Here is a 16,310-nt window from a genome sequence, read left to right as displayed (position 1 = left end):
GCCAAGCCAGGCCATTAGCCCTTAAAATAAGCACCTGAATTACCATGCCGGCCCCACTGGGCCGAGCGGACCAATAGCCCAACAACCACTAATCTCGGCAAATTACCGCCACCAACATCACCACCTAGTTAAGGATTCTCATGGCCGTCAACTCCCCTATTCCTGTCGCCGCCGACCTGCTGCCTGTGGCCGGCATCGAGCTTGGTCACGCCGAAGCCGGCGTCCGCAAAGCGAATCGCAAGGACTTGCTGGTGATGAAGCTGGCGCCGACGGCGACAGTGGCCGGGGTGTTTACGCAAAATCGGTTTTGCGCCGCACCGGTGCAAGTGAGCAAGGCGCATCTGGCCGCTGCCGAGATTGCCGGCGAGCCTATCCGCGCGCTGCTGATCAACACCGGTAACGCCAACGCCGGAACCGGCGAAGCTGGCTTGGCGGCCGCCAATGCTACTTGCGATGCGTTAGCAGAATTGCTGGGTTGCCACGCGGCGCAGATCTTGCCGTTCTCGACCGGAGTGATTCTGGAACAGTTGCCGGTGGAGCGTGTCACTGCCGGCTTGCCGCAGGCGATACAGAATCTGCAGAGCGACAACTGGTTCAACGCCGCTGAGTCCATCATGACCACCGATACCCAGCCGAAAGCCGCGTCGCGTCGCCTGACCATCGCCGGCAAGACCGTGACGCTGTCGGGTATCAGCAAGGGCGCCGGCATGATCAAGCCGAACATGGCGACCATGCTCGGTTTTCTCGCTATCGATGCGAAAGTGGCGCAGCCGGTCCTGGAGCAGATGGTGCGGCAGGCCGCCGACCGTTCGTTCAATTGCATCACGATTGACGGCGATACCTCGACCAACGATTCATTCATGCTGATCGCCACCGGCGCCGGCGAACTGGAAGTCAATAGCGTCGATAGCCCGGAATATGCCGAGCTGGCGGCTGCTGTCACCGATATCTCCCAGCATCTGGCGCAAATGATCATCCGTGACGGTGAAGGCGCCACCAAGTTCATCACGGTCACCGTGGAGCAGGGGCAGAACGTTGCCGAATGCCGCAAGATCGCTTATTCGATCGCCCATTCGCCGCTGGTGAAGACGGCGTTCTTCGCTTCCGATCCAAATCTCGGCCGGATTCTGGCAGCGATTGGCTACGCCGGCGTCGACGATCTGGATGTCAGCAAACTGGATTTGTATCTGGACGATGTGCTGGTTGCCAAAAATGGCGGCCGCAATCCTGAGTATCAGGAAGCTGATGGCCAACGCGTCATGAAGCAAAGCGAAATTACGGTGCGCGTGCAATTGGCGCGTGGCGATGCAGCTGCCACCATCTGGACTTGCGATCTGTCGCATGATTATGTATCGATCAACGCTGACTATCGCTCCTGAGTCCGTTCTTGATCCGGTAGTTTTCCTGTCAGCTACGCTACCTGAGGTCGCTATCGGCCAAGGGTAGCGAATTCCCTCCGACAAATAATATTCATCCGGTAGCGTTTTGCTTTGCGTCAGAATGGGGCGATCATCCCATTTGTTTTCGACCTCTTGTAGCCATGACTCAACTAAATCAATTTCTGATCCGTGCCGAAGCCCTGCTGGCGCGCCTTGAATCCATTTTGCCGCAAGCCAAAGCGGCACCCGACTGGCAGGCGGCGACCGCCTTTCGCTGGCGCCATCGGGGCGGATCGGCGGGCGGCTACTTGCAGGCGGTTGGTCATATTTCGGATATTGCGTTGTCGGATCTGCATAATATCGAGGTGCAAAAGCAGCAGATCGACCAAAATACCCGCCAGTTCGTCGACCGCAGGCCTGCCAATAATGTATTGCTGACCGGCGCCCGCGGTACCGGTAAATCATCATTGATCAAAGCTTGCCTGAATCAGTATGCACCCCAGGGTTTGCGTCTGATCGAGGTGGATAAAGACGATTTGGCGGCGTTGCCGGATATTGTCGACCTGGTGGCCGATCGTCCTGAGCGTTTCATTATTTTCTGCGACGATCTTTCGTTTGAAGAGGGCGAGAGCGGTTACAAGGCGCTCAAAGTGGCGCTCGACGGCAGCATTGCGGCGCAGTCGGACAATGTGTTGATTTATGCAACCTCCAACCGGCGCCATTTGCTGCCGGAGCGGATGTCCGATAACGCCAGCTATAAAACTACCGAGGATGGCGATCTGCATCCAGGTGAAACCGTCGAGGAAAAGATTTCACTTTCCGAACGCTTCGGCTTGTGGGTGTCATTTTATCCATTTAAGCAAGATGACTACCTGGATATCGTCGCTCATTGGCTTGGCCATTTCGGCTGCAATGCGGAGCAGATTGCCGAGGCCCGCGGCGACGCTTTGCGCTGGGCCCTGCAAAGAGCATCGCGTTCCGGCCGGGTAGCCTGGCAGTTTGCCCGCGATTACGCTGGCCGAATGACGCAGCCATGAGCACTACCCCCTCTAACGCAATCATGAACACGCCGACACCAGTGAATGTTGCCGTCGGCATTCTGATGAAGCCCAATGGCGATGTGCTGCTTGGCCAACGGCCGGAGGGCAAGCCGATGGCTGGGTATTGGGAATTCCCGGGAGGGAAGGTGGAGTCGGGCGAGTCGATTTTCGATGCCCTCAAGCGCGAGCTGATGGAGGAACTGGGGGTTGAGATTGCCTCTGCCGAGCCTTGGTGCGGGATTGAGCATCAATACGCGCATGCCCACGTGCGACTGCACTTCTATATCAGTCGTGAATGGCGTGGTGAACCGCAAAGCCTGGAAGGGCAGGCTTTTTCCTGGCAAGGTACTGTAGGCGTGGAGCCCTTGTTACCGGCGGCGATTCCCTTGATTGAATGGCTGGATGAATTGCGCCGGGAAGGTTTTTAGTCTGTCTGGTGTGTGGCAGCTAATGCGTGGCAGCAATGCAGCCGCAGTGACGACTACTGCGGCAGCTTGCCATCATCGTCAATCTCATCCCGCGGATTGACCGCAGGGATTGCATATTTCTCTTCGGCCCAAGCCCCCAGGTCGATCTGCTTGCAGCGCTCCGAGCAAAACGGCCTGAACCGGTTGGCGGCAATCCATTCAACTTTTGCGCCGCAAGTCGGGCAATCAACGGTAGTAGTCATACAAATCTATTCAGAAAAAGCATTTAAAAGTTACAAAGAGTCAGTTCAAACGGTACATCACCCTCATACGCTTTGGGCTTCAGATCGCCGCCTTGGGTGGTGAAACGCACCCATAGCATGTATTTGTTGGCGGATATTTCAGGGATCGCCGCCAGCTGCTCATCGATGATCAGGCGCAGCATCTGGTAGGACTTACCCTGCAGCATTTGCTGATAACTGCCGTTTTGTGCATCTATTTTTACCGAACTCCCCGTTTCTCGCAGTAGCCGAAGTACGATGCTGATGGCGTCGAACAAAGGCGCCAATGGCCCAAACCAGCCGATAATATCGTTAAACCGTCGTTCGGCAGGGTATTGTTGCCAGGCGTAATACGAGGGCAGGTCGAATTCACAGGCGCCGCCGGGAATGATGGTGCGGCCACGAATGCTCATCAGCCATTCATTCTCGCGGATATGCTGGCCGGTTTTCCCTTGAGTTGCCATGAGCGCGGTGCTGACCCTGTCGATCTCTTGCAAGATGGCGTCCAGCATATCGGGGGCAACGTTCGGATTGGATTTAAAGCCGAGCAGGGTTTGTCTTTGTCGTTCCAGTTCTTGCAGCAAATCCGACTTCAAATCGGCACGCCCGGCAACCTCCAGCATCTCGAAAATGGTGGATAGCGCGATGTGGTGCTGCAACGGACTTTCCTGTTGCACGAAAAAACCAAACCTTTCATGCAGGTCTTCCAGCCGCAACAGGGTGCGAATGCGCTCGTTGAAAGGATATTCGTAGACGATCAAAGTGACATCCCTTAAAAATTTGAGCCGGATAAGACATGATTCTGAACGATGCGAACAGAAATTACAAACACCCCTCAATTTTTAACATTCAACGAGAGGTTTTTTCATCCGATATAAAAGCTTTATACCATTATAACGATCGGCTCATTGCTTCATATAAGGCGTGTAATTGCTCTACTTGCGGCAATAGCGCCGCCGGCTCGCTATCATTAACAATCACGTCGTCAGCAGCCTGCAAGCGCTGCTGCCGAGAGGCTTGCGTCGCCATGATGGCGTGTACTTGCGACTGGCTCAACGCATTGCGCTGCATCACGCGGCGTAATTGAATCTGTTCGTCGCAATCTACGACCAGTATGCGCTTTACCCGCTCCCTCCAGTTGCCGGATTCAATCAACAGCGGCACCACGAAAATCAGATACAAACCTTTGGCGCGTTCTGCTGCGTTAGCGGTTTCAGCCCGGATCAATGGATGCAAAATCGATTCCAGGCGCTGTTTTGCCGATGCATCCGAAAATATATGCGCGCGCATCTTGGCTCGGTCCATGGCGCCGCTGGCGTCGATGAATGCGCTGCCAAACTCGCTGATAATCGCTGCGATGGCAATGCCGTTCGCCGCAGTTAGCTGATGGGCGATGACATCGGTGTCGATGACGGCGGCGCCGCGCTCGGCAAACATGTTGGCAACGGTGGTTTTGCCGCTGCCGATACCGCCGGTCAGGCCGACAGTAAATCTGTGCGTAGTTGGCGCTAGTTTGTCGTCATTATCCGCATCGTGCTGGTTCATACGATGTTAGGTAGCAAAACCGAAATAAGTTTCCAGAATTGTCTGGCCGTATAACATGGCCAGCAAGCCGGCTGCGGCAAGGTAAGGGCCAAAGGGGATCGGTTTGTCGCGTCCACGGCGGGCAAAAACGATTAATGCTATTCCGACTGCAGCGCCAACCAATGATGAAAACAAGATAATGATGGGAAGCATTTTCCAGCCCAACCAGGCCCCCAGCGCGGCCAATAGCTTGAAATCGCCGTAACCCATGCCTTCCTTGCCAGTCAGCAGTTTGAATGCCCAGTAAATCGCCCACAAGCTCAGATAGCCGGCGGCGGCGCCGATCACCGCATCGTGCAGCGGCACGAACAGGCCGGACAGGTTAAGCAGCAGGCCTATCCATAGCAGTGGCAAGGTCAGGTCGTCGGGCAGCAGCTGGGTATCGGCGTCGATAAACGTCATGGCGATCAGCAGATAGACAAATACCAGGCTTGCCAGGCCGGCCCAGCCGCTGCCAAAACGCCAGATGAGCAGCCCGGACAAGGCGCCGGTCAATATTTCGACTATCGGATAGCGTATCGAGATCGGCGTTTTGCAGGCCGCGCATTTACCTCGTAAAAACAGGTAACTGATTACCGGCACATTCTCCAGCGCACCGATCTGATGCTGGCATTGCGGGCAGGCAGAGCGGGGGACGACCAGGTTGTAGCGCTCGGTATGCGGCAGCGGTTTACCGCTTTCGTGGGCCACATAGTTGTCCGACTCACGTTGCATCATGACCGGCAGTCTATGAATCACTACATTCAGGAAACTGCCGATCAATAGTCCAAAAACGGCTGCCAGCATGGCGGGAAGCAGGCTCCCCGCCGCCATGAAAAAAATCCCATCTTGCATCAGACCACCGAACCCAGTTTGAAGATTGGCAAATACATGGCGATCACCAGGCCGCCAATCAGCACGCCCAGGATCACCATGATCAAGGGCTCCATCAGGCTGGACAGGGACGCTACCGCGTCGTCCACTTCAGCTTCATAGAAATCGGCAACCTTACCGAGCATTTGATCGAGTGAACCGGATTCCTCTCCGATTGACACCATCTGCGTCACCATATTCGGAAATACGTTGGCGTTTTCCATGGCGGTCGTCAAACTGGTGCCTGTGCTGACTTCGCCCTGGATTTTTTTGGTTGCGTCCAGATAAACCGCATTGCCCGATGCGCCCCCCACCGAGTCGAGCGATTCAACCAATGGCACGCCGGCGGCAAACATGGTCGCCAGAGTGCGGGTCCAGCGCGCAATCGTGGCTTTGCGTATCACCTCACCGAAAATTGGCGCTTTGAGCAATAACCGATCCATGTAGCGCTGCATCTTGAGCGAGCGTTTCCATGATTGGAAGAACAGATATAAGCCGGCAAATATGGTGGGGAAGATGATGTACCAGTTAGCCACCATGAAATCCGAGATTCCCATCACAAACAGGGTCGGTGCCGGCAAATCTGCCCCGAAACTTGAAAATACGCTTTTGAATGCCGGCACCACCCAGATCATGATGACTGCCGTAACGATAAATGCGACTGCCAAAATCGACACCGGATAGAACATGGCGGATTTGATCTTGCTTTTGATCGCCAGGGTTTTTTCTTTGTAGATCGCCAGCCGCTCCAGCAAATCTTCAAGAATACCGGCTTGCTCGCCGGCGCCGACCAGATTGCAGAATAGCGGGTCGAAATACAGCGGAAATTTGCGGAAAGCCTGGCTCAGGCTGGTGCCGGTTTCGACATCGCCGCGGATATCGTTGACCAGTTTCGATACCGATGGGTTGGCATGGCCCTTGGCCACGATATCAAAAGACTGCAGCAGCGGCACGCCAGCCTTCATCATGGTGGCTAGCTGGCGGGTAAACAGCGAAATATCCTTCTCGGAGACTTTTTTGCCGTTGCGGAAGGTTTTCTTTTTAACTTTGGTAACCAGGATCCCTTGACGCCGCAGGGTGACGTTGACCACGGTCTCGCTGCCCGCGCGTAATTCGCCGCGCATCACCTTGCCCTTTTTATCCTTGCCCTCCCAAAGATAAACCGTCTCTTTGACCTGGCGTGCGCTTGCGGCGCTACGTGCAGCAGTTGCCATGAACTATTCCCCTAATTAGATACTAAATATTGGTGCAACCAAGCACTTCTTCGAGGCTGGTCAACCCTTGTTTTACTTTTACTAATCCTGACATGCGCAAGGTCTTGACGCCCTCGCGCTTCGCTTGTGCTTCGATTTCCAGCGCCGTCCCGTGGGCCAGGATAATGCGTTCTATTTCTTCGGTGATCGGCATGATTTGATAGATGCCTACCCGCCCCTTGTAGCCGGTGCCGTTGCAGCGTTCGCAACCAACCGCCTTGTAGGGCATCCAGCTGCCGTCGATGTCATCTTCGGTGAAGCCGGCTTCGAGCAAGGCTTCCTCCTGGATCGAAATCGGCTGTTTGCAATTGCAAAGACGCCGTGCCAGCCGTTGCGCGGTGATCAGAATTACCGATGACGCGATATTGAAGGCCGGCACGCCCATATTCATCAGGCGTGTCAGGGTCGACGGCGCATCGTTGGTATGCAGCGTGGAAAACACCATATGCCCCGTTTGCGCCGCCTTGATCGAAATATCGGCAGTTTCCAGATCGCGGATTTCACCGACCATGATGATGTCGGGATCCTGCCGTAGAAAAGCCTTCAACGCCACCGGGAAAGTCAGCCCGGCGCGGTCGTTGATATTGACTTGATTAACGCCGGGCAAATTGATTTCGGCAGGGTCTTCGGCAGTGGAGATATTGATACCGGGCTGGTTCAGGATGTTCAGGCAGGTATATAGCGATACGGTTTTACCGGAACCGGTCGGACCGGTCACCAGCACCATCCCGTATGGGCGCTGAATGGCGTTCATCAGGATTTCTTTTTGATCCGGATCGTAACCCAGCGCATCAATCCCCATCTGAGCCTGGCTCGGGTCCAGAATACGCATCACGATTTTTTCGCCAAACAAGGTCGGCAAGGTGCTGACCCGGAAATCGATCGCTCGGGTCTTGGACACCACCAGGCGCATGCGGCCATCTTGCGGCACCCGTTTCTCGGAAATATCCAGCTTGGAGATCACCTTGATGCGAGACGCCAGTTTTTCTTTGATCGACAGTGGCGGTTGCGCCATGTCGCGCAATACGCCGTCGACCCGGAAACGGATCCGGTAGAATTTTTCAAACGGCTCGAAATGCAAGTCGGATGCGCCCTGGTTGATGGCGTCGGTTAATATTTTTTGCAAGAAACGGACTACCGGCGCATCGTCGATATCGGTCGCTGCGGCATCCGCAACTGCTGCCGCATCGTCTTCGACGAAGTTGATTTCCTGCTCGTCGCCGACCATCTCGCTCAGGCTTTGTTCGGCCGATTTGACTAATTTTTGAATCTGTTTGAGCAGAGTCGGATGCTCGACGATGATAGGTTCAACCGTCAGTTCGGTTTGAAACTTGATCTGGTCCAGCGCCTGGATATTGGTCGGGTCGGACAGTGCGACATAGATCTTGTTGCCGCGTTTCGCCAGCGCCAGGACCGTATGGCTTTCCATCAGTTTGGCGTCGATTGCTTTTTCCGGCAGCATGCTTAAATTGAGCACGCTCAGGTCTAGCTGGGGATAACCAAAGGTCTCGGCACAAAACAAGGCGAGCGAACGTGCATCCAGATGACCGCTTTCCAGCAAGGCGGCGATAAACGGCGTTTGACTGTCGCTAGCTTTTTTATGCAAGGCCTCGATTTGCGGCACGGAAAGACGCCCGGCTTGCAGCAATGCACGGGCTAGTCCTGAGATCGGGCTAGTGGAATTAGCGTTGGGAAATACTGCTGCCATAGGAGGGTCAATACCAAAAGGTGTGCGGAACCATTCAAACCGACCAATGATGCCCTACGGGAAACTCACTTGTAAAGGATTTGTGGAGAAATGTGTCGTAAAAGTTGCTGTGCGGCAGCTTGCATCATCGTTCTTGTAGTTTATTCGGACGCATCAATTTGGCAACCTTGATCGCTTGATTTTGCACTTGCACGATTTCTATGATGCATCCGGCAATTTTCAGGCTGACGTTGTTGTCGGGAATGTCCTGCAGCCATTCGAGCAGCAAGCCATTCAAGGTCTTTGGGCCGTCCAGCGGGAAATTCAAGCCGAGGCGCTTATTGATATCCCGCAGGGTGGTTGCACCCTCGAGCAGGCATTGCCCTTGCGGGTTCCAGGAAAAACTGTCGGCACGCGCCGCTCCCGGTTTGGATGTGGTGAATTCGCCAATCATTTCTTCAATGATGTCTTCCAGGGTGACCAGTCCCTGCACTTCGCCATACTCGTCGACGATGATGCCCAGCCGCTCGTGGTTTTCCTGGAAATACTGCAGTTGCGTGAAAACGTCAGTGTCTTCCGGTACGAAATAGGGGGTGGTTAGCAGCTGACGAAAATGCTCGACCGTCAGTTCTTCTTCCTGATTCAGCAATGCCATCGCTTTGCGCACATGCAAAATACCAACGATCTGGTTGATTTCACCTTCATAAACCGGCAGTTTGTTGTGATAGCAAGTGGTCAACTGATGTTTGATATCGTCCACCGAGGCCGACAGATTCAGCGCTTCGACTTGCGCCCTGGGCGTCATGACGTCTTCCACCGAGATTTTTTCCAGATCGAATAAATTCAGCAAAATGCTCTTGTGCTTTTGTGGCATGAAATTGCCGCCTTCCAGCACGATGGAGCGCAGCTCTTCCGGCGAGACCCGTTGTTCCTGCGCGTGTTTGCCGGTTTTGATATGCAGGATCTTGAGGATCGCCGATACGAACAAATTGACAAACCAGATCAGCGGCTTGGCCAGCGTCATCAAGGGCTTGAGCACAAAGCTGGTCGGTAAGGCAATCCGTTCTGGATAGGTCGCGCCTATCACTTTCGGCGTGATTTCAGCAAATACGATCAGGAGGAAGGCGACCGCCGCGGTGGCGACGGTAATCACTTTCTGGTGATTGCCAAATGTGGTAATGGCAATCGCTGTCACCAATGCAGTGGCCAAGGCATTGACCAGGGTGTTGACGATCAGAATCAGCGATAACAGTTTATCGGTACGCTCCAGCAGCCACAGGGTAGTGGTGGCGGATTTGCTGCCGCGCTTGGCCAGATGGCGCAGGCGATGCTTGTTGGCGGCAACCAGCGCGGTTTCTGCCATTGCAAAAAAAGCCGACAAGAAGATGAGGACGACTAGTGCAAGTATCTGCACCCATATGGGCACGGCATCCAAAGGGTCACCGTAAAATGAAAAGTTAATAAACCAATGTGTTGTATGGTCGGGGTGAGAGGATTCGAACCTCCGGCCTCTACGTCCCGAACGTAGCGCTCTACCAGGCTAAGCTACACCCCGATCTAGCTGTTCAATGACTTGAACAGGTTTTGGGGCCGCCGACTCGCTGGCAGTCCCCCCTTGTTGAGTTCTCAGTGATTTCTATCCACTGCGAACGCAGATAATTGTAGCAAAGAATCTTTGAACTGACTATTTGGCAAGCCTGCGATCGCTGCTGCCGCACGCTGCGCGGCTTTCTCCGCTTCGTGCCGCGTGTAGTTCAAGGCGCCCGAGCTGGTGATGGCGGCCAGGATTTCATCGAAATGCTTTTCATCGCCGTTTTCGATGCAGCTGCGTACCAGGGCTCGCTGTTCGGCGCTGCCGTGTTCCATCAGGTAAATCAGGGGCAGGGTCGGTTTGCCCTCGCGCAGGTCGTCGCCGACATTCTTGCCAATATCGCTAGCGTTGCCGGAATAATCCAGGACATCGTCGATCAACTGGAATGCGGTGCCGAGCGAACGGCCGTATTCGCCCGCAGCGTCGATCACATCATCGCCGGCGCCGGCAATCAGGACGCCGAGCTGGGCCGCCGCTTCAAACAGCTTGGCGGTCTTGGAGCGAATCACCTGCAGATAGTTTTCTTCGGAAACGTCCGGGTTGTGCATGTTCAGCAATTGCAGCACTTCACCTTCGGCGATGACATTGGTGGCGTCGGCGACGATCTGCATCACGCGGGCATTATCGACTGCCACCATCATCTGAAAGGCGCGCGAGTACAGGAAATCGCCAACCAGCACCGAGGCGGCATTGCCGAACAGGGCATTGGCGGTCTGGCGTCCGCGCCGCAAGGACGATTCGTCGACCACGTCGTCGTGCAACAGGGTGGCGGTATGAATGAACTCGATCACCGCCGCCAGCTCGTGGTGTTTGTCGCCGCTATAACCGTAGGCCTGGGCCATCAGCAATACCAGCACCGGGCGCAGGCGCTTACCGCCGGCGCTGATGATGTATTCGGCAATCTGGTTCACCAGCGGCACTTCTGAATGCAATTGCCGGCGAATCACCGCGTTGACCGCTTCCATATCGGCCGCGATCGGGGACATCATGAATTGTGAGGATGAAGTGTTGGGAGCGGCTGACAAAATAAAACCTGTTGGAAATCGATTGTGCCGTGATTATACGATGAGCGCCGCGATTAGGGCCTGTCGGCGCTAAATTGGCTGTCGTTGGATTTTGTGCCGGCAATGCAACGCTAAGTTGCAGCGGCTGGGATACAGAACGGCTCGGCCCGCGTTAGCACAAAACGAGCCGTTCGATCACGCAGATATTGTTATCCCTTCAACTTTGCAAAAGCCGCCGCCATCGCGCCATTTGCCGGCGCCGCTGTCGATGCTGCTTGACGTTGCTGCGACATGCGCTTGGCGTCATTCCGATCCGCACGTTGCTCCGGCTTGGCGCCGGCGACCGGCGCGTTATCGGTCAAACGCATGGTCAGGGCAATCCGCTTGCGCTTTTCGTCGACTTCCAGAACTTTCACTTTGACCACCTGGCCGGCTTTGACGACCGTGTGCGGATCTTTGACGAAAGTATTGGAGAGCGCCGAAATATGCACCAGGCCGTCCTGATGTACGCCGATATCGACAAACGCACCAAACGCCGCCACGTTGGTGACTACGCCCTCCAGAATCATGTCGGGACGCAGGTCGCGAATCTCTTCGACGCCATCCTTGAAGGTCGCGGTGGTGAATTCCGGGCGCGGGTCGCGGCCTGGTTTTTCCAGTTCCTTGAGAATGTCGGCGATGGTCGGCACGCCGAATTTTTCATCGGCATATTTGGCCGGATTGAGTGACTTCAGCAATTTGTCATCGCCAATCACGCCCTTGACGTCCTTCTTGATATCGGCCAGGATTTTTTCCACCAACGGGTAGGACTCAGGATGCACCGCAGAGCCGTCCAAAGGATTGTCGCTGTTCATGATGCGCAAGAAACCGGCCGCCTGCTCGAAAGTTTTTTCACCCAGGCGCGGCACGTCGCGCAGCGCTGCGCGCGAGGTAAACATGCCCTTCATGTCGCGATAAGTGACAATGCTCTGAGCGACGCTGGCGTTGAGGCCAGAGACACGCGCCAGCAGCGGCGCCGATGCGGTGTTGACGTCAACCCCGACCGCATTCACGCAATCTTCCACCACCGCATCCAGTGAGCGCGCCAGCTGGCTCTGGCCGACGTCATGCTGATATTGGCCGACGCCGATCGATTTCGGATCGATCTTGACCAGTTCCGCCAGCGGATCTTGCAGGCGGCGTGCAATCGACACCGCGCCGCGCAGCGACACATCCATGTCCGGCAATTCGCGCGAGGCGAATTCGGAGGCCGAGTAGACCGAAGCGCCGGCTTCTGACACGACGATCTTGGTCAGCTTCAACTCTGGCCGCAGCTTGATCAGATCCTGCGCCAGCTTGTCGGTTTCACGCGAGGCGGTGCCGTTGCCGATCGAGATCAGTGCAACCTTGTGTTTTTCCGCCAGCTGCGCCAGCGTGTGCAGCGAACCGTCCCAGTCGTTGCGCGGCTGGTGCGGATAAATCGCGGTAGTGTCGACCACCTTTCCGGTGGCGTCGATCACGGCCACTTTGACGCCGGTGCGCAGGCCAGGATCGAGGCCCATGGTGGCGCGCGGTCCGGCCGGGGCCGCCAGCAACAACGCTTTCAGATTGCGGGCAAAGACATTGATCGCTTCGACTTCGGCGGTTTCGCGCAGTTTTGTCATCAGCTCGGTTTCCAGATGCATGAAGACTTTAACGCGCCAGCTCCAGCGCACCGTGTCGCTCAGCCATTTGTCGGCGCTGCGGCCTTTGTTGCTGATGCCGAAACGAGCGGCGATGCGTCCTTCGCACGGATTGTGCGGGGCGTCCCACTTTGGCTTTTCTTCTTCCGTATCGAGACGCAGCACGACATTCAGGATTTCTTCGCGACGGCCGCGGAACAGCGCCAGCGCCCGATGCGATGGAATCGTGCCGATGGTTTCGGAATAGTCGAAGTAGTCGGCAAATTTTTCGCCGGCGTCTTGTTTGCCTTCCACCACTTTGGATTCGACTACGCCGTGTTCGGTCAGATATTCGCGCAACGCTTGCAACAGCGCGGCGTCTTCCGAAAAGCGTTCCATCAGAATCTGGCGGGCGCCGTCGAGTGCGGCCTTGGCGTCGGCAACGCCAGGATTGTCGCCGTTGTCGGTGCTGAACGCCGGCTTCAGATATTTGTCGGCTTCTTGCTCCGGATTCAGATCGGGATTGGCCAGCAGGGCATCCGCCAATTCCGTCAAACCGGCCTCAGCGGCGATTTGCGCCTTGGTGCGGCGTTTGAGTTTGTACGGCAGGTACAAGTCTTCGAGGCGGGTCTTGTCTTCGGCCAGGGAGATTGCTTGCAACAGTGCCGGCGTCATTTTCCCCTGTTCTTCGATCGAGGCCAGGATCGCGCCGCGGCGCGCTTCCAGTTCGCGCAGGTAGCGCAGGCGTTCTTCCAGCAAGCGCAATTGAATATCGTCCAGGCCGCCGGTGGCTTCCTTACGGTAGCGAGCAATAAAAGGCACGGTGGCGCCTTCGTCCAGAAGGGCGACGGCAGCGGCGACTTGCGCCGGTTTGGCGGCAAGTTCAAGGGCGAGACGTTGTTCGATCGAAGGCAGCATGAGAGGTCTTAAGAATGAAAATCAAGCGTTGGATCATACGCAATCCAGATAATTTCGCTAGTCTTGACAGCCCGAAAAGAAACCGGCCTGAAATTCCTGCCGCTTATTTCTGCTGCGTAAATGCTCGTTATATCGCGACAATATGTTTCTCGATGGTACTATTTACGCCGTCAGAGTAGCTGATAGGAAACTGTCAGGACTAGTCTGATCAGAGGTTGATGGAGATAGCTTGCAAATGAAAAACATTGTTAAATAACAATATTTTTCTTGTTTGTCGATGAGTCAGCAAATATGCTTGTGGCCGTATGCGGCAGGGTAAAGCTCTAAAGCCTGTTGTTAATCAAGGTAAAACACACAGTAGTATTTCTTCAGGAGTCGAACATGCATCTTTCTAAACGTCTGGGCGCAGAAGCGCTCGGCACATTCTGGCTGGTTCTTGGCGGTTGCGGCAGCGCGGTGCTGGCGGCGGGATTTCCGGGCCTCGGGATTGGCTTCCATGGTGTCGCGCTGGCTTTCGGCCTGACGGTATTGACGATGGCGTTTGCCATTGGCCATATTTCCGGTTGCCACCTGAATCCGGCAGTGACGCTTGGACTGGCTACCGCCGGCCGTTTTCCAAAAAGCGAAATCCTGCCTTACTGGGTAGCCCAGGTAATCGGCGGCATTATTGCAGCGGGCGTTTTGTATCTGATCGCCACCGGCAAGGCGGGCGCAGATATCGGCGGCTTTGCAGCCAACGGCTATGGCGAACATTCACCCGGCCTGTATTCAATGAGTGCGGCCCTGATCTCCGAAGTGGTAATGACCTTCATCTTCCTGATCGTGATTCTGGGAGCGACAGACAAACGTGCGCCGGCTGGTTTTGCACCGATTGCGATTGGCCTGTGCCTGACCCTGATTCACTTGATCAGCATCCCGGTTACCAATACCTCGGTGAATCCGGCGCGCAGCACCAGCCAGGCCCTGTTTGTAGGCGGCTGGGCATTGCAGCAACTGTGGTTGTTCTGGGTGGCGCCGCTGGTTGGCGCGGTCATCGCGGGCTTTGTGTATCCGGCAATCTGGGGTGAGAAAGACTGATTTCCTGATCTTGTACCGATGAAAAAAAGCGCGGCATGCCGCGCATTTTTGTTTCCTAACTTAGTGCTCCCTGTCTGCTGCATCTGCCGCCGCTGACGCGTTCGATAGCGGCGATGTCTTGCCAACTTTGTACCGCCTCAAACCGCCGTGCTTGCAGCAAGGCGCGGACTGCCGCCGCCTGATCATAGCCGTGTTCCATCAACAGCCAACCGCCAACTTTCAGGTGACGGCCGGCGCCATCGATAATGCTGCGCAGTGCGCTCAAACCATCCGCATGGTCGGTCAGCGCATCCTGCGGTTCGAAGCGCAAATCGCCTTGGGTGAGATGGCTGTCGCCGGCAACGATATACGGCGGATTGGCAACGATCACATCGAAGCGCTGGTCCGCCAGTGCGCTATACCAGTTGCTTTGCAGGAGCTGCAATGGTGTTTGGCCCGGGATCAAAAGGCGTGCCGCATTGCGGCCCGCCACCGCCAGCGCTGCGGCGCTGAGATCCAGTGCGGTCAGCTTAAGATCGGGGCGGCTGTGGGCGATGGCTACCGCGATGGCGCCGGAACCGGTGCCCAGATCCAGTACGCTCAATGTGTTCTGATTGTCGGCGGCAGGTAAATGCTGCAAGGCCAGGTCGACCAGCAGTTCCGTCTCCGGACGCGGGATCAAAACATCCGGTGTGACTTCGAATTGCAAACCATAGAACTCGCGCTGACCGACAATATACGCAATCGGCTCACCTAGCAGGCGTCGCTGAAACAAGGCCGAGAGCTGCTGAGCCTGCTGCGCATCGATAGTCCGCTCGTCTTGGGTAATCAGCTGTATCCGCGTCAGCTGTAGTGCGTGCATCAGCAGAATGCGGTTCTCTAACGGATTCAGCGGTGCTTGTTTCAATACCGCGGCGATGCTGCTGCCGGCGTCTATCTGAAACATATCGGGAATGCCTGCCATTTAATCGCTGCCGTTAATTGTGTTGAAAGCGCGTATGTTGAATGCGCTTGTTAATAGCGGCTGGCGCCATTGCGTTTGAACAGCGTGGCAACCAAAATCACCACCAGCACTGCAAACCACAGCAGCGACCATTGCGGTAACGACAAGCCCAGGATCGGATCGTAAGGGGTCGAGCAGAGTGCGTAAGCATCAACCTTGAACACGGACGGCAGCAGAGCCGCAGGTGGCAGCGCATTCATTGGCGCTTCCAGCGCATCTCTGCCGCATGAGACCGATGGATGGGCGATCACCCACAGATGCCAGATGGCGGTGCCGGCGCCACCCAGTCCTGCCAGAATTCCGATCCCTGCACCGGCTTTTTGAGCGCCTGCCGGCAAGCCGGCGCAAATCAGGCAAATCAGCGCGATCGACGCGAATGCATAGCGCTGGATCACGCACAGCGGACACGGCTGCATATCCTGGAAGTGCTGCAGATACAGGGCGCCAGCCAGGATGGCCAGGGCGATGAAGGCGACTGCCAGCAAAACGGATTTGGATGTTTTCATTTGGAGTGATGGGGTTGGGTCGAAGAGAGCTTATCTTTCGTGCATCTGATGCAGGTTGCGGTGCTTGGTTCCCACGTCAGCCGTTAGCATATGCGATTTTCAAATCGCT

General features: G+C 55.8%; 15 protein-coding genes and 1 tRNA gene. 4 read left to right on the top strand and 12 right to left on the bottom strand.

The features are described from left to right. The first annotated feature begins 140 nt into the window (after positions 1–140). The 3 genes from argJ to VNZ60_RS02405 all read left to right on the top strand — a co-directional run bounded on the left by argJ (position 141) and on the right by VNZ60_RS02405 (position 2,847). Positions 141–1,379, top strand: coding sequence for a bifunctional glutamate N-acetyltransferase/amino-acid acetyltransferase ArgJ (argJ, locus tag VNZ60_RS02415; RefSeq protein ID WP_325656817.1), 1,239 nt, complete (start codon positions 141–143; stop codon positions 1,377–1,379). A gap of 161 nt (positions 1,380–1,540) precedes the next feature. Beyond that, a complete protein-coding gene (locus VNZ60_RS02410; RefSeq protein ID WP_325656815.1) occupies positions 1,541–2,416 on the top strand; it encodes an ATP-binding protein in 876 nt (291 codons plus the stop codon). Beyond that, positions 2,413–2,847 (top strand): NUDIX domain-containing protein, encoded by a 435-nt coding sequence (locus VNZ60_RS02405; protein WP_325656813.1) that lies wholly within the window; start codon positions 2,413–2,415, stop codon positions 2,845–2,847. Before VNZ60_RS02410 ends, VNZ60_RS02405 begins: the two co-directional genes overlap by 4 nt. 53 nt (positions 2,848–2,900) lie before the next feature. Here VNZ60_RS02405 and yacG read toward each other — a convergent pair whose 3' ends face one another. From yacG to VNZ60_RS02355, 10 genes are all read right to left on the bottom strand, one after another. Continuing rightward, complete coding sequence (gene yacG / locus VNZ60_RS02400; RefSeq protein WP_325656811.1) at positions 2,901–3,089, bottom strand: DNA gyrase inhibitor YacG; 189 nt, start codon at positions 3,087–3,089, stop codon at positions 2,901–2,903. Positions 3,090–3,112: 23 nt separating this feature from the next. Next, positions 3,113–3,868 carry a cell division protein ZapD gene (gene zapD / locus VNZ60_RS02395; protein ID WP_325656809.1) on the bottom strand — a complete coding sequence of 252 codons (756 nt, stop codon included), beginning with the start codon at positions 3,866–3,868 and terminating at the stop codon, positions 3,113–3,115. A 130-nt stretch (positions 3,869–3,998) separates the two neighbouring features. Continuing rightward, positions 3,999–4,652, bottom strand: coding sequence for a dephospho-CoA kinase (gene coaE, locus VNZ60_RS02390; protein ID WP_325656807.1), 654 nt, complete (start codon positions 4,650–4,652; stop codon positions 3,999–4,001). Between the two features lie 6 nt (positions 4,653–4,658). Then, positions 4,659–5,525 (bottom strand): prepilin peptidase, encoded by an 867-nt coding sequence (locus VNZ60_RS02385; protein WP_325656805.1) that lies wholly within the window; start codon positions 5,523–5,525, stop codon positions 4,659–4,661. Then, a complete protein-coding gene (locus tag VNZ60_RS02380) occupies positions 5,525–6,757 on the bottom strand; it encodes a type II secretion system F family protein (RefSeq protein ID WP_325656803.1) in 1,233 nt (410 codons plus the stop codon). The genes VNZ60_RS02385 and VNZ60_RS02380 overlap by 1 nt, the downstream gene beginning before the upstream one ends. Before the next feature lie 22 nt (positions 6,758–6,779). Next, a complete protein-coding gene (pilB, locus tag VNZ60_RS02375; RefSeq protein ID WP_325656801.1) occupies positions 6,780–8,504 on the bottom strand; it encodes a type IV-A pilus assembly ATPase PilB in 1,725 nt (574 codons plus the stop codon). Between the two features lie 124 nt (positions 8,505–8,628). Beyond that, on the bottom strand, positions 8,629–9,918 hold the full coding sequence (locus tag VNZ60_RS02370; protein WP_325656799.1) for an HlyC/CorC family transporter: 1,290 nt from the start codon (positions 9,916–9,918) through the stop codon (positions 8,629–8,631). Positions 9,919–9,961: 43 nt separating this feature from the next. After that, a tRNA-Pro gene (locus tag VNZ60_RS02365) sits at positions 9,962–10,038 on the bottom strand. Between the two features lie 71 nt (positions 10,039–10,109). Further along, on the bottom strand, positions 10,110–11,060 hold the full coding sequence (ispB, locus tag VNZ60_RS02360; protein WP_325656862.1) for an octaprenyl diphosphate synthase: 951 nt from the start codon (positions 11,058–11,060) through the stop codon (positions 10,110–10,112). A gap of 227 nt (positions 11,061–11,287) precedes the next feature. Further along, positions 11,288–13,636, bottom strand: coding sequence for a Tex family protein (locus VNZ60_RS02355; protein WP_325656797.1), 2,349 nt, complete (start codon positions 13,634–13,636; stop codon positions 11,288–11,290). A gap of 381 nt (positions 13,637–14,017) precedes the next feature. Here VNZ60_RS02355 and aqpZ point away from each other — a divergent pair, with 381 nt between their 5' ends. Beyond that, positions 14,018–14,713 (top strand): aquaporin Z, encoded by a 696-nt coding sequence (aqpZ, locus tag VNZ60_RS02350; RefSeq protein ID WP_325656796.1) that lies wholly within the window; start codon positions 14,018–14,020, stop codon positions 14,711–14,713. A gap of 55 nt (positions 14,714–14,768) precedes the next feature. Here aqpZ and prmC read toward each other — a convergent pair whose 3' ends face one another. After that, positions 14,769–15,656, bottom strand: a complete 888-nt coding sequence (gene prmC / locus VNZ60_RS02345) for a peptide chain release factor N(5)-glutamine methyltransferase (RefSeq protein WP_325656795.1) — start codon at positions 15,654–15,656, stop codon at positions 14,769–14,771. Positions 15,657–15,706: 50 nt separating this feature from the next. Then, positions 15,707–16,201, bottom strand: a complete 495-nt coding sequence (locus VNZ60_RS02340; RefSeq protein WP_325656793.1) for a disulfide bond formation protein B — start codon at positions 16,199–16,201, stop codon at positions 15,707–15,709. Positions 16,202–16,310: the final 109 nt, after the last annotated feature.

Source organism: Collimonas sp. (genome assembly GCF_035566375.1).
GTDB lineage: Bacteria > Pseudomonadota > Gammaproteobacteria > Burkholderiales > Burkholderiaceae_D > Collimonas.
The sequence above is the reverse complement of the archived record's forward strand: the minus strand, read 5'-3'. Positions and strand labels throughout refer to the sequence as shown.